The organism is Longimicrobiaceae bacterium (assembly GCA_035936415.1).
In the GTDB taxonomy this organism is placed as follows: domain Bacteria; phylum Gemmatimonadota; class Gemmatimonadetes; order Longimicrobiales; family Longimicrobiaceae; genus JAFAYN01.
This window is the reverse complement of the sequence record DASYWD010000523.1, coordinates 1-13,254: the sequence shown is the minus strand read 5'-3', so window position 1 is coordinate 13,254 and position 13,254 is coordinate 1. Positions and strand designations below refer to the sequence as shown.

15 protein-coding genes are annotated in these 13,254 nt (G+C 70.3%); 6 read left to right on the top strand and 9 right to left on the bottom strand.

Annotated features, from left to right (window positions below):
* Positions 1 to 501 (top strand): NAD(P)H-binding protein (locus VGR37_21190; protein ID HEV2149927.1); only part of this gene is annotated, 501 nt, incomplete at its 5' end.
* A gap of 76 nt (positions 502 to 577) precedes the next feature.
* On the opposite strand, the gene VGR37_21185 is transcribed toward VGR37_21190, so the two are convergent.
* The 5 genes from VGR37_21185 to VGR37_21165 all read right to left on the bottom strand — a co-directional run bounded on the left by VGR37_21185 (position 578) and on the right by VGR37_21165 (position 4,846).
* Positions 578 to 1,045 carry a hypothetical protein gene (locus tag VGR37_21185; GenBank protein ID HEV2149926.1) on the bottom strand — a complete coding sequence of 156 codons (468 nt, stop codon included), beginning with the start codon at positions 1,043 to 1,045 and terminating at the stop codon, positions 578 to 580.
* Positions 1,046 to 1,120: 75 nt separating this feature from the next.
* A complete protein-coding gene (locus VGR37_21180) occupies positions 1,121 to 1,933 on the bottom strand; it encodes an SDR family NAD(P)-dependent oxidoreductase (protein HEV2149925.1) in 813 nt (270 codons plus the stop codon).
* A gap of 45 nt (positions 1,934 to 1,978) precedes the next feature.
* Positions 1,979 to 2,404, bottom strand: a complete 426-nt coding sequence (locus tag VGR37_21175) for a hypothetical protein (protein ID HEV2149924.1) — start codon at positions 2,402 to 2,404, stop codon at positions 1,979 to 1,981.
* 108 nt (positions 2,405 to 2,512) lie between these two features.
* On the bottom strand, positions 2,513 to 3,598 hold the full coding sequence (locus VGR37_21170; protein ID HEV2149923.1) for a S41 family peptidase: 1,086 nt from the start codon (positions 3,596 to 3,598) through the stop codon (positions 2,513 to 2,515).
* 141 nt (positions 3,599 to 3,739) lie between these two features.
* A complete protein-coding gene (locus VGR37_21165) occupies positions 3,740 to 4,846 on the bottom strand; it encodes a helix-turn-helix transcriptional regulator (protein ID HEV2149922.1) in 1,107 nt (368 codons plus the stop codon).
* A 115-nt stretch (positions 4,847 to 4,961) separates the two neighbouring features.
* On the opposite strand from VGR37_21165, the gene VGR37_21160 reads away from it, so the two are divergent.
* Together VGR37_21160 and VGR37_21155 are read left to right on the top strand one after the other, a co-directional pair.
* On the top strand, positions 4,962 to 5,486 hold the full coding sequence (locus tag VGR37_21160; protein ID HEV2149921.1) for a cupin domain-containing protein: 525 nt from the start codon (positions 4,962 to 4,964) through the stop codon (positions 5,484 to 5,486).
* A 264-nt stretch (positions 5,487 to 5,750) separates the two neighbouring features.
* Positions 5,751 to 8,183 carry an ABC transporter permease gene (locus VGR37_21155; protein HEV2149920.1) on the top strand — a complete coding sequence of 811 codons (2,433 nt, stop codon included), beginning with the start codon at positions 5,751 to 5,753 and terminating at the stop codon, positions 8,181 to 8,183.
* Between the two features lie 220 nt (positions 8,184 to 8,403).
* On the opposite strand, the gene msrB is transcribed toward VGR37_21155, so the two are convergent.
* On the bottom strand, positions 8,404 to 8,976 hold the full coding sequence (gene msrB / locus VGR37_21150; GenBank protein HEV2149919.1) for a peptide-methionine (R)-S-oxide reductase MsrB: 573 nt from the start codon (positions 8,974 to 8,976) through the stop codon (positions 8,404 to 8,406).
* 568 nt (positions 8,977 to 9,544) lie between these two features.
* Between msrB and VGR37_21145 the strand changes: the two genes are divergently transcribed.
* Complete coding sequence (locus tag VGR37_21145) at positions 9,545 to 9,979, top strand: biopolymer transporter ExbD (GenBank protein ID HEV2149918.1); 435 nt, start codon at positions 9,545 to 9,547, stop codon at positions 9,977 to 9,979.
* Positions 9,980 to 9,987: 8 nt separating this feature from the next.
* Here VGR37_21145 and VGR37_21140 read toward each other — a convergent pair whose 3' ends face one another.
* Positions 9,988 to 10,455: a hypothetical protein gene (locus VGR37_21140; protein HEV2149917.1), complete on the bottom strand. Its 468-nt coding sequence runs from the start codon at positions 10,453 to 10,455 to the stop codon at positions 9,988 to 9,990.
* Between the two features lie 212 nt (positions 10,456 to 10,667).
* Between VGR37_21140 and VGR37_21135 the strand changes: the two genes are divergently transcribed.
* Entirely contained in the window at positions 10,668 to 10,889 is a 222-nt protein-coding gene (locus VGR37_21135) for a hypothetical protein (GenBank protein ID HEV2149916.1), read from the top strand.
* A 118-nt stretch (positions 10,890 to 11,007) separates the two neighbouring features.
* On the opposite strand, the gene VGR37_21130 is transcribed toward VGR37_21135, so the two are convergent.
* The gene (locus tag VGR37_21130) at positions 11,008 to 11,220 is read right to left on the bottom strand and encodes a hypothetical protein (GenBank protein HEV2149915.1); all 213 of its coding nucleotides are present in this window, start codon (positions 11,218 to 11,220) and stop codon (positions 11,008 to 11,010) included.
* The gene (locus VGR37_21125) at positions 11,220 to 11,585 is read right to left on the bottom strand and encodes a hypothetical protein (protein ID HEV2149914.1); all 366 of its coding nucleotides are present in this window, start codon (positions 11,583 to 11,585) and stop codon (positions 11,220 to 11,222) included. The genes VGR37_21130 and VGR37_21125 overlap by 1 nt, the downstream gene beginning before the upstream one ends.
* A 753-nt stretch (positions 11,586 to 12,338) precedes the next feature.
* Between VGR37_21125 and VGR37_21120 the strand changes: the two genes are divergently transcribed.
* Positions 12,339 to 13,160 carry a hypothetical protein gene (locus tag VGR37_21120; GenBank protein HEV2149913.1) on the top strand — a complete coding sequence of 274 codons (822 nt, stop codon included), beginning with the start codon at positions 12,339 to 12,341 and terminating at the stop codon, positions 13,158 to 13,160.
* Positions 13,161 to 13,254: the final 94 nt, after the last annotated feature.

Below are 13,254 nucleotides of genomic sequence, written 5' to 3'. Positions count from 1 at the left end.
GCGCTGGACCCCGCGACGCTGGCCGAGGCGGTGGCGGGCACGGACGCGGTGGCCTGCTGCCTGGGCCAGCGCCGCGCGGGGCAGAGCCCCTGGAGCGCGCCGCTCTCCCCGCCGGACCTGATGGAGCGGATCACCCCCTCGCTCGTGGAGGCCATGCAGGACGCCGGGGTCCGGCGCCTGGCGCTGGTCAGCGCGGCCGGGGTGGCGGAGAGCTACGAGCGGCTCTCCGGCCCCGTGCGCTGGCTGGTGCGGCAGGGGCAGATCGGGGTGGCGTACCGCGACCTGGAGGCCGCGGAGCAGGCGCTGGCCGGGAGCGGGCTGGACTGGCTCGCCGTGCGCCCGGTCACGCTGGCGAACGGCGGGCCGGCGGACCGCGCCCGCGAGGTGGAGCGGTACGGCCTGGCCTCCACCGTCCGCCGGTCGGACGTGGCCGCGTGGATGGTGGCGGCGCTGGAGGCGGAGCCGCCCTTCCCCCGGCGCACCGTCCTGCTGGGGAAGTAGCCGTCCCGGAAAGGCGAGCGGGGTCCCCCGCCGGCCGGCAGAGGACCCCGCATCGCGCCACCCGGTGGGGGGCGCGTCAGAAGGTGTAGCGGACCGTGTGCGTGGCGGCCCCGGAGCCGCCGGGCTCGCGCAGGCGGAGGACCACCGTGCCCCCGCGGCCGTAGGAGCGCCGGTAGGCGGCGGCAAGCGGGGAGAGGTCGAAGCGCAGCTCGCGCGACAGGAGCGCGCGGCACGGGTCGCCGTGGCCGTCGTGGGCCAGCGCCACGTTGACCTGCACTGGATCGGACTCCAGCCAGACGTTGGAGGCGTACAGGGCGAAGTCGTGCTGCCCGCACCCGCCGCCGAAGGTGACCTCCAGCACCAGCACGTCACCCTGCATCGCGGCGCTCGTGATGGTGGCCGGGGTGGAGGGGATCCGGTCGGGGATCCCGCCCACCTGAACCAGGTGGCCGTCGTCCGGCATCTCCACGATCGTGGGGCCGGCGCACCCTGCCACGGCCAGGCAGGCCGCCAGCCAGGCGGTACGGAAGATGGCGCGCGTCATGGGAGTCCCTCACTGCGGGGTTCGTCTTCGGGTCGCACCAGGAAGGACGACGCGGGGGCGCGGGCCGTCACGGGCTCACCCCTTCGAGCTCCGGCCGCGGCCTCTCCCGGCCAGGTAGCGCAGCGCCCACGGCGCGAAGCGCTTGAGGAGCTGCAGGCGCCGCGACATGGCATCCGGGAAGACGTGCGCCCGGTCCTCGCGGATCCCACGGAGCACCTCCCGCACCACGTCGGCGGGGTCGGTCAGGACGCGGTCGGGGAGCGGCGGTCTGGGCAGCGAGCCGATCTGCTCGGACTGGAGGATGGGGGTGCGGCTGAAGAACGGGTACACGGTGGTGACGGCCACCCCGTGCCGCCGCATCTCCAGGTGGAGCGCCTCCCCGAAGCCGCGCAGCCCGAACTTGCTGGCGGTGTACGGCGCCAGCCCCGGCGAGCCGATCCACCCCGCCGCCGAAGAGATGTTGACCACGTGCCCCCTCCCCCGGCGCACCATGCCGGGGAGGAAGAGGTGGGTGAGCCGCATGGGCGCCATGAGGTTCACCTCCATCAGCAGCTCCCACTTCTCCGCGGGCACCTCGTCGAACCGGCCGAACTGGGCGATGCCGGCGTTGTTGACGAGCACGTCGGTCGGAAGGCGCAGGGCGGAGGCCTGCGCATGGACGCTCGCGCACCCGGCCGCCGTGCCCAGGTCCGCCGCGAAGCAGGCCAGGACCTCCCCTCCTCCTCCCGCTGCCGCGCCGGCCTCGGCGGCGACGCGCTCCACCGCGGCCTGGTCGCGGTCCGTCAGCACCAGGCGGCTCCCGGCCTCCAGGAGCTGCCGGACCATCTCCCGCCCGAACCCCCCGGCGGCACCCGTAATCAGAACCACGCTACCGGCGAGCTGTGTCATGTCGGGGCGCCCTCGCTGAGTGTGAGCCCGGCCTTCCCTGCGCGGTCATCTCTCGAACACGGCGAGCCGCTCGCGCCCGTCGCCGCACGTGAACAGCCCACCCACCGTCATGCGGCGGCCCTCCAGCGGCGCCTCCCGCGTCACGACGCCCGTGGCGTCCTGGAAGCGGAGGACCACCTGCCGGCCCCGCAGCTCGTAGGCGCCCCCGCCGCGCACCACGAATCGCGGCGGGCCCGGCGGCTGGCCCTCGTAGGAGCTGTACACCGTCTGGGTGTAGTCCCGCATCCATTCCAGTGTTCCGTCCGAGCGGAGCTCGATGGAGGCGGCGTGCACCGCGGTCCAGCCGCACACCACCGGGAGCGGCTTTCCATCCACCTCCTTCAGCTGGTACACGCCCATCACCCGCTCGGGGGTGAGCAGGTCCCCGGTGCACCCGGCGAGGACGGCCACGGCCGGCGCCAGGATGAGCATCCGACGGAACGAGGTAGAGCGGCGGTGCGCCGCGGGTCGCGGAAGAGGCGGGTGCATGCGGAGGGTGCGTGGAGTGGATGGGTCGGGGAAAGGGCTCGCCGGAGCCACTCAGGACCGGGAGCGGAGATGCCGCCGCGCGAACTCCACCGGGTCCGGCTCGTCCTCCGGCACCCGCACCTCCGGCGCGATCCCCACCACGTCCAGGGGGTCGTCCGGGAGCCGCCGGGAGCGGGAGGTGGGCACCTGGAGCACCCGTTTCCCGGAGGGGAGCTGCACGCGGCGGGAGTTGCCGTAGTCCAGCATGCCGCGCGTGTTCTCTGTCCCGATCACCGTCACCTTGTCGCTCTGCCGCGCGTCCAGCACGAACTGCTCGCAGCTGCTGGCGCACCGCCGGCTGGTGAGCACCGCGACCGCCCGCGGCATGGGGTGCACCGTGTCCAGGCGGATCTCCCGGTCCTCGCTGATGGTCACGAACCGGTCCCGGCTCGCCTCCATCTTCGGGAGCAGGTCGCGGATCACCCGCTTGATCCCCTCGGCGCGGTCGGAGGCCAGCATCTCGCGCATGTAGGCGACGTTCCCCTCCGACGCCCAGGCCTCCATCCCGTGCACCAGGATCGGGCGGGTGTAGAGCAGGGGGAGGACGCTCTCGTACGATCCCGTCCAGCCGCCCCCGTTCTCGCGCACGTCCACCACCAGGTACGGCGTCGCCAGGAGCCGCGCCCGGTGCGCGGCGACCAGGCTGTCGATGGCGGGCTTGTAGCGGTCGCCGAAGTCGCCCAGCCGCAGCACCGCCGTGCTGTCGTCGGCGAAGCGGAGCGACGGGCGGCGCGGATCTTCGGGTGGGGCGCTCGGCCGGGCGGCACCGTCCTGGCCGGCCGTCGGGCGCGGCTTCGGCTCCCAGACCTCCATGTGCGGATCACGGAACCAGGCGATCCAGCGCTGCAGCGCCGCCGTGCACGCGTCCGGATCGGGCGCGGCGCGCGCCGCGGCGCGGACGCTGTCCGTCACCGCGGCGAGCCCGGACGCGCGCTGCTGCGCCTTGGTGCGGAAGCCGGAGTAGTCGCGCCGGACGACCGTCTCCAGCGAGTCGAGGTCGGCGATGCACTCCGCGGACGCGGGCCGGGCACCGCCCTGCGCGGGGGCGCCGACGGGGAGGGCGAGCGCGAGGATCAGCCCGGGGAGGAGGCGCCGCATGCGATGCTCCGGGGAGTGGGTGATCGACCGGACTCCGGACCCGTGGAGCGAAGATGCGCTGGAGGATTTGCGATCGCAACGGCCTCGAGCGCACGGGCCCACTCGCGAGGATGGGCCGGACGCGCGCCGGCCCGTCGACGGTCAGAACAACGCTGGCGCGTAGCCGTCGAAGAAGAGCTTGGCCAGAAGCGCCTTGCGGCCACGCACTCCCGCCTTCGTGCAGGCGTTCCCGAGGTGGTCCTGGACGGTGTAGACGGAGAGCCCGAGCCGGGCGGCCACCGCCTTGGTGGACTCGCCGCGCGCGGTGAGCGCCAGCACTTCCCGCTCACGCGGAGACAGGCCGTACAGCCGCGTCAGGATCTCGGCCATCTCGCCCGAGCCGACGGGCTCGATGGTGACGATGGTGCAGGACTCGCCCGCCGCTCCCGGCTCCGTGGCCGAGGCACGAAGGGTGTACCAGCGCCCCGACCGGCCGCGTACCCGGAGCGCGGCGTCCTGGGGGGCGTCGTCCGTCTCCGCGCCCGGCCGCTGCTTCCGGACGTAGAGCAGGGCGACCGCGCTGACGAGTACGGACGGTGCCTCCCCCGTGGACACGCCCACGTCGGCGAGGTCCTCCAGCTGCGCGGATGCCGGGGTGTTCCGAAGGGTGACCCGCCCGCCCGCGTCGAGCACCACTACTCCCGGCCCGGCGTGCCCGCGGGTCATCTCGTGCCGCACACCCGCCGCCTGCTCGGCCACGGCTGCATCCACCGTTGCCGCAGCGACGAGCCCCCGGGCGAGGTGCGGGGCGATGCGGCGCATGAACCGCATCTCGCGCTCGTCGTATCCGCTGGAACGGCTCTCCCGGAGCAGGCACAGGAAGCCCTGGAGATCCCCTCCCGAGCAAAGGATGGTGTTCAGCTCGTGCTCCACGCCCTCCTCGCGGAGCACGTCCGTGAACAGCTCCGACGTGGCCTTCGCGACGGTATCGCCGGAGCGGACACGGTCCAGCATCAGCACCGCCTGCTCGTAGGGATACACCACGCCGACGTAGGCGCGGGCCAGGCCCTCCGGCATCCCCTCGCCGAGCGCATGGGTGAGGAGTCCGGTGTCGGGATCGGTCGTCGCGAACGAGTAGGCCTCGTAGGGGACCAGCCGCGCGATCCGGCGTGCCACCTCCGCACGGAGCGTGACCGAGTCCAGGCCGGCATAGCAGGCCCGCTTCACGCTCCGAAAGACGGCCTCTTCCTGCGAGATGCTCACGCTCATCGGACTCCCCCCAGAAAGTTGGGATACCCGGGTCCGCCTCCTCCACCCATCTTCCCGGTCGTACAGCGGCGCGGGGCCGCGATCCTACACTCCCACGCGAGCAATGAGGGCGATCATGGCGACGACTACGGCGAAGGTGGTGGGTCCGCAGGACGGCAAGGCCGGCTTTCTCGGCACCATTGGCGTCCGGTTCATGATCGGCGGCGACGACTCCGGCGGCGGGTTCTCGCTCGTCGAGCACCCCATGCCCCCGCGCTCGCTCGCGGCGCCGCTGCACCGGCACACGCGCGAGGACGAGTACAGCTTCGTCCTGGAAGGGCGCATGGGCGCCCTGCTCGGCGACGAGGTCCTCTTCGCCGGCCCCGGCGACCTGGTGTTCAAGCCGCGCAACCAGTGGCACACCTTCTGGAACGCGGGCGACGAGCCGGCGCGGATCCTCGAGATCATCGCCCCGGCGGGCTTCGAGCGGTTCTTCGAAGAGCTGGTGGACCGCGGCGGGATCACGCAGGTCGCCCCCGAGGAGTTCGGCGCGCTCTGCGAGCGCTACGGGCTGGAGATGCAGCCCGACAGCTACCCGGAGCTGATCGAGCGCTTCGGGCTGCGCGGGCCCCCGGAAGAGCCGGCCCCGGGCGCGGCCTGACCGCCACCCATCATATGTGCGGCCTCGGACGGGACGCAACCGCGCTCGCCAGCCGCATTCCGCCCGCCGGGGCCACCCGGGTGTCCGGTTGCGGACGCCGCCGTCCCACAGCCGGACACCCGCTCGGCCCCGCCCAGAGCGCCGCTTTCCGGCAAGCCGTTGCGCCGCATACACATGCCACCACCTGCCCACCGCGTCCGCTTCTTGCCCTTTCGGCGCCCCGCTGCCTAGCCGCGCATCCCCACCCGTGCACCCCGGCGCCCAATGGACAGGCTCCTCGGCAACATCCGCTACGCGTTCCGGACGCTCGCTCACAGCCCGGGCTTCACCCTGGTCGCGGTGCTCACGCTCGCGCTGGGGATCGGCGCCAACACCGCGATCTTCAGCGTCGTGAACGCCGTGCTCCTCCGCCCGCTCCCCTTCGCGGAGCCGGACCGGCTGGTCACCGTGGCCCACCTCTACCCCTCGCTGAACAACCTGGAGGCCGGGGTCGGCGCCCCCACCTACCGCGACCTCCAGGGCCAGCCGCAGCTCTTCAGCAGCGTGTCGGTGCAGGGGGGATGGGGGGTGAACCTCACCGGCCAGGGGCAGGCGCAGCGGCTGACGGGGTCGCTGGTGTCGCCCGAGTTCTTCGAGACCTACGGCGTGCCCGCGGCGCTGGGCCGTACCCTCCAGCCGCCGGCGCCCGGAACGGCCGCCCGCGAGAACGAGGTGGTGCTCAGCCACGGAACATGGCAGCGGGTCTTCGGCGGCGACCCCGGCGTGGTGGGGAGGACGGTGCAGATCAACGGCGAGGCCTACGAGATCGTGGGTGTGATGCCGCAGAGCTTCCGGAGCGCGCTCGACCCGAACGTCGAGATCTGGGCCCCCTTCGTCTTCACCCCCGGGCAGCTCTCCGACGGCGCCCGCGCGAGCGAATACCTCGCGCTCACCGCACGCCTGAAGCCCGGGGTGAGCGTCGAGACGGCGGAGCGCGCGATGGCTGCCTGGGCGGAGCGGATCAAGCGGGAGTACCCCAGCGTCTATCCCCCGGACTGGACGCTCCGCCTCCGCTCCCTCACCGAGCAGCTCTCCGGATCGATCCGCCCGGCGCTCCTGGTGCTCCTCGGGGCGGTGGGCTTCGTCCTGCTCATCGCGTGCGGCAACGTCGCGAACCTCCTGCTCGCCCGCGCGGCGGCGCGGCGCACCGAGGTGGCCATCCGCAGTGCGCTGGGCGCACGAAGCGGCGACCTCGTCCGCCAGTTCCTCGTCGAGAGCCTGGTCCTCTCGACCGCCGGCGCCCTGCTGGGGCTGGCGCTGGCCTTCTGGGGGCTGCAGCTGCTGGCCACGCTGAGGCCGCCGAACCTGCTCTGGGTGGAGACGATCCCGATCGACGCGTCCGTGCTCGCCTTCACCTCCGCGCTGGTGCTGCTCACCGCGGTCGCATTCGGCATCGTCCCCATGATGCAGGTCCGCCACGCCAACGTGCAGAGCACCCTGCGCGAGGGGGGGCGCAGCGGGGGCCCCGACCGGCGCGGCGCCGCCACGCGGCGCGTGCTGGTGGTGGCGCAGGTGGCGCTGTCGCTGATGCTCCTCACGGGCGCGGGGCTCCTGATGCGCAGCTTCGCCCGTCTCCAGCAGGTCGATCCCGGGTTCGACCCGCGCGGGGTGGTGACGATGAACATCGCGCTCCCGGAGGCCAAGTACCCGAACGACACCGCCTGGATCAACTTCTTCGACGCGCTCCTCCCCCGGGTGGCCGCGCTCCCGGGGGTGCAGTCGGCCGGCGCCGCCTCGTCCGTCCCCCTGACGGGTGGATGGAACCGCTCCTTCACCGTGGAGGGGATCACCGTTCCGGAGGGCGAGACCGGCCCCTACGGGAACTTCCGGACGGTGTACCCGGACTTCCACCGCACGCTGCGGATCCCCCTCCGACGCGGGCGGTTCTTCACCGACGCGGACCGGAGGGGCGCCCCACGCGTGGCGATCGTGGACGAGCTGATGGCGGAGCGGTACTGGCCCGGCCAGGACCCGATCGGCAAGCGGATCTCCCTCGACGCGACGGATGCGGGGCCCAACTGGGTGGAGGTGGTGGGGGTGGTGGGGCACACGCGCCAGGACGGGCTCGAATCGGAGGGCCGGGCGCAGCTCTACGTGCCTTTCCGGCAGTACGGGATCCCCACGCTCACCCTCGCGGTTCGCACGGCGGGCGACCCGACGCAGCTGGCGGGGGCGGTGCGCGCCACCGTCCAAGAGCTGGACCCTGAGCAGCCGATCGAGAGGGTGCAGACCATGGAGCAGCTCGTGAGCGCCACCCTCGGGCCTCGCCGCTTCTCCATGGTGCTCCTGGGGCTCTTCGGCGCGGTCGCGCTCGTGCTCGCCGCGGTGGGGATCTACGGGGTGATGTCGTTCGACGTCGCGCGCCGGTCGCAGGAGATCGGGGTGCGGATGGCGCTCGGCGCGCAGGCGGGCGAGGTGCTGCGCCTCGTGCTGCGCCAGGGGCTGCGCCTGGTGGCGGTGGGGGTGGTGCTGGGGATGCTGGGCTCCCTCGCCGTCGCCAACCTGATCCGCAGCCAGCTGTACGAGATGAGCGCGGTGGACCCGGTGACGTTCGCGCTGGTGGTGGTGGTCCTGCTCGGGGCTGCCGCGCTCGCGCTGCTCGTCCCGGCACGCCGCGCCACCCACGTGGATCCCCTGTCCGCGATGCGAGCCGGGTAGGACTGCACCCGTCCCTCAGCCGCACTTGGCCCGGTCCAGTCGGGCCACTGCCAGGAGGTGGGACACCGACGCCCCATCGGGTGCAGCGGGATTGCGCAGGCGTGGAGAACGGTGGCGCGAATACGAGTCGAGGGCGCGGGGAAGTGTTCCCCGCGCCCTCAGCGACTGCACCCGCACGTCCTCTCCGGCCCACCTCCGTCTTGCAGACTGCAGGCGCCCTTTACCGCCCGGCTCGGGCCTTCCCGAAGCGCGGCAGGTAACTTCCGTACCCCTCCGCGGCCACGCGCTCCACCGGGACGAACCGCAGCGCGGCGGAGTTGATGCAGTACCTCAGCCCGGTCGGCGCCGGGCCGTCGTCGAAGACGTGTCCCAGGTGGGAATCCGCCCCGCGCGAGCGGACCTCGGTCCTCACGCCGGTCCAGCCCCGGTCCTCGCGCTCGACGATGTTCGCGGCAACCAGCGGCCGGGTGAAGCTGGGCCACCCGGTCCCGGAGTCGTACTTGTCCAGCGAGCTGAAAAGCGGCTCACCGGAAACGACGTCCACGTAGATTCCCGGCTTCTTGTTGTCCCAGTACTCGTTGCGGAAGGCCGGCTCGGTACCGTCCCGCTGCGTCACCTTGTACTGGAGCGGCGTGAGCGTGCGCCGCAGCTCCGCGTCGCTCTTCTTGTTGGAGGCGGCCTGCTGCGCAACCGCCGGCTGCCGGGCCTGCGCGTCGGCAGTCTCGGACCCGACGCACCCCGCGAGAGCCACGAAGGAGAGCGCCAGGGCGGCATTCCTGATCTGTGTCGACATCGAATGAGTCATCGGCCTCTATGGTTGAATGGGCTTTGTCCCATTGCCTTCGCAATCGATCCGGCGCGACCCGGACCTGCCCGGAGCGCATAAAGGATCTCATTCAGCGGGCGCGCCTGCCGCTGCATCACTCCAAGTGCTTATAATATAACGGCTTACGCGGACCCCGCACACCCACTGTATGGTTCTACCTTCGTCGGAGTGGCGGCCTGCCCGAGATGCGTAGTGGCGGCGCTCAGCAGCAGCCTTCCCCGTGGATCCGCGTCCATTCCAGAGACATGGTGGTCGGCCCTGCTCTCGCCGTCGCCGCTCCCGACCCGGCCCGGCGGCGCCACTCCCGGGAAGTGGGACACGACCGCCCCGCCGTGCGTTCTCACGGGCAGGACGACGGAGTCTCCGCGAGTGGACAGGCCGCCTCTGCGCGCCTCCGGCGGCCGTGGCGGGCTGTGCGGCCAAGTCTCTGGGGCGCAACGGGATCGCCATGCCCGCACCCGCACCGCGGCGGAGGACTGCCGGTTGCACGGAGGAACTGCACCTGTCACTCGTCCCCCCACAGCGAGGTGAGCGTATGGGCGTGCCTGCCAGCCGGACGGCGTTCGAGCCGAGCGCCGAGATCAACGTGACGCCGATGATCGACGTGATGCTGGTCCTGCTCATCATCTTCATGGTGGTGACGCCCTCGATCACGAGCATGGCCCTGCTGCCGAAGGCGGCCACGGCGGTCCCGGAGAAGGAGGACCGGGTCACCCTCGGCATCGACGAGGCGGGGCGGTACTTCCTCGACGGCGATCGCGCGGCGGGCCCCATCGCCCCGGAGGAGCTGGAGGTCCGTCTCCGGGCCGCGTACGCGCGGCGCCCGCCGGAAGACCACGTCCTCTACCTCAAGGCGGACAAGCGGGTGCCGTACGCGCGGGTGCTCACCGCGGTGGACGCGGCGCGCCAGGCGGGGGTCAGCCGGATCGGGGCCATCACGGAGCTGGAGCCGCGGCCGCGCCGCCGCTGACGGCCTCCCTAGCGACGGGTCGGCCAGAACCGGTCCTTCAGTTCAGGCGCCCAGAGGGCGAGGACGACGAACAGCGCGAGCACCACGTGATACACAACCACCATCCATGCCGGATCCATCTCGAGGCCATCGATCACGGGGGCGAAGTTCACCGGCCCGGCAGTCGCCTGGACCGGAGCGTTCCCCGGCCCGGCAGTCGCCTGGACCGGAGCGGACGCAGCGTGCTTGAGCGTGTCGACGATGCGGACGTACGTCTCCTGCGCCTGCCTCACGACGTACCCGTTCGCAAGCGCGAACAGCCCAAACCCGATCGTCAGCCACAATCTCGCCATCTTGTTCTCGTGAATGTAATCCTTCCCGTACGCGAGACCGACCACGCCGAGCGCCACGATGCTGAAGAAGTTCCAGAGCGTGTTGATCACTCCGACAGACTCATACAGGAACCCCAGCGCCTCATTGAAATGCAGCGGTGCCATGTTTCCTCCATCCTGTACGGGGTCAGGCTTGATCTGGGCGAATCTGCTCCGCCTCGCGCTGGTGCACGTTACGGTCCTGATCGTTCACCGTCCGCCAGGATGATTCTCTCAGCCATGGATGGAGGGAAACCGCCCGCCCCGGCTCGCCCGCTTGTTGCATGGGGCGGTGCTCTCCCGTCCGGACGAAGCAGATCAGCAATGGAGGTGGCGATATGCACGGCAGGCGAGCGCTGGTTCTGATGGCGGCCCTGGTCCTGGCTGCCTGCGGCGGTGACGACGGCGAGACCGCGGCGGATACGCAGGAGCTGCCGCCCGGCACGGTGGACACGGCGGGCGTCGGCGTGGATACGCCCACGGCCGGCGGGCAGCTCGTGGACACGGCGGCCGTCCCCGGCCCGGTGGATACGGTGGAGGGCACGCCGACGGCGCCCTGACGAAGGGGAGGCGCCGGGAGGAGAGCGCGGAACCGGCCGCCCTGGCTCAGAGAGCCGGGGCGGCCGGAGTGCGTCTGCGTCGTCTGGTCACGGACCGGTGAGGTACTGCGGAAACGGGCTACTTCCGCTTGCGGGGATATGCCGGAGGGACGTCCGTCTCGATGAACGGGCCGAGCATCCCGCGCTCCTCCAGGAACGCACGCTCGTCAGGATCCCGCCGCGGGCGGGTCATCCCCGTGGTGTCGATGTTCTTCTTCGCCTCGCGCACGATCGCGCGCCGCCGCTCCCACATGGCGCGCAGTTTCGTGAGATCCCAACTCTTGTAGTCCATCACTCCTCCTCCTCGCGGGTCTCCTCTGGCGCCAGCTCGGGCCTGCGGCCACGAAGCCGGTCCCAGGTGTCCCGAAGCAGAGCATCCGAAATCGGCTCGCCGGATTCGACAATCCGTTTGAGGGCCGCGAACACGGTGCCGCAACGCTCGCGGGAGAGCAAGTCCTCCAGCAGAGCCTGGTCCCAACCGTCTCCCATCGCCTGAAGCAGGAGGGCAGGCTGCGCTCCGTGCCCGGTGTGGCCCGTCTGGTCGAACTCCACGAGACGGCCCATGAGCACCACCTCGGGCCGGACAACCCGCATTGTATAGGGACCCACTTCATGCTGGACGAACGGGTCCTTGAGACAGCTGCCCGGCACTTCCACGTAACATCTTCGCGTACCCAGTGACGACCCCGTCGAACAAACCCGAGGTCACCAAATGCAGTGTTCAGTTCTGTTCTGTCCAGGACACCGCTCGTAGTCTCGACGACTAGATCAATGTCGTACGTGACGTACCCGTCGGGCGCGTAGAACTCGACCGCACCACCGCCGACGAGCGTCGCCACCATCCCGCGCCGACGAAGTGCCTCCGAGAGGACGTCTACGAGCAGCGTCAGCCGCTCGCCGTGAGCAGCCGGCTCTCGAAGCAATGCCTCAGAGAGAATCGCCCCGATCCCAGAATTCAGGTCGTGCAGCGGCACCCGCTGGACAGGGTCGCCTCTTTGCGGAGGGTAGGAAACCAAGCAATTATCTCGTGGTTAGGATTGGAGGTGACTTGGCAGGGACGTCCTAGGCCGGGACGGCAGGTTCACCTGCTGGCGTACGGGCCGACCAGTGGGGCCGGTCGCGGAGTACCAACTCGGCCGGCGATTCGTCGAGGCCTCACCCTCTGCTCGCGCTGACGGCCGGGGCACCGCTACGCCGAATTTCCGCAGAGCTTCCCACCAAGCTACGCCGCGCGACGGATCGGCTCTAGGACGCGCAGCTGGCGCCGAGTAGGATAATCGCGAGTGGGCGAGGGGACCTATAGCTAAAACTGAAGCCAAACGATAGGATCAAGTTAGGAAAATGACGACACGTCGCTGCGGTAAGGCCGCTAATGCCCCGACGGATAGCTGAGGAACTGGAGGTGGTCATTTGACACAAAAAGCAGAGCAGTTCTTCGATCTGGAAGATCCACGAGTTTGGGTCGAGTGTATTACGTTCAGTGATGGGACAAGCATCACTCTTGGACCGGACGATGTAGTTGTGTTTGTGGGCCCCAACAGCGCGGGAAAAAGCGCAACCCTTCGCTTCATTCGTGAACACTTAAGGCAGGGAGACAAGATCACCTCTCCAGTTGTTAGTTCACTTGCAATCGAGCGAAAAGTGTCTGCGGATGCAGTCCCTCATTGGTTAGCATCGATCGGCAAGCCCGACCGGGACAACCCGGGCTTGATGTACGGAATGGGGGTGCACTTCCGCCCGGAGTTTGCGGCCCAATGGCTCACTGACCCCAGCAGTCCCCTTCGTGAAGTAACGCGGCTAATATGTCATATGTTGACATCTGAAGAGCGTCTGAAAACGGCTGACCCGGCAGGGGTAATTGACATGACGGGTCAGGCACCTTCCCACCCCATCCACTATCTCTATAGGAACGAAGAGCTTGAACAACAGGTAAGCCTCCGGTTTCGTGAGGCGTTCGGACGGGATCTTGTTGTTCATCGCGCCGCCGGTGCGACGATCCCAATATACTGCGGCCAGCGTCCCGCCTTCGAAGCGGGTGAGCACCCTGTTCACCGCGCCTGGATCGAAAGGCTCGAGCAACAACCGCTCCTTCATGAAGAAGGTGACGGTATGCGCAGCTTCGCAGGTGTCCTTCTTAATACGATGGTGGGTCCAGAGACGATAATCCTTCTGGACGAGCCAGAAGTGTACAGTGATGGTGTTCCCCTGACAGTTGCCCCCGCCGGGGAGTAGATCAAGCAGCCTCAGGCACCTCCTCGGCGGTCGGGGTGGAGGGTTGGGGCAGGCCAGCAAGGAAGACCTGCTCGGGAGTCCTGCCCTTCATGTT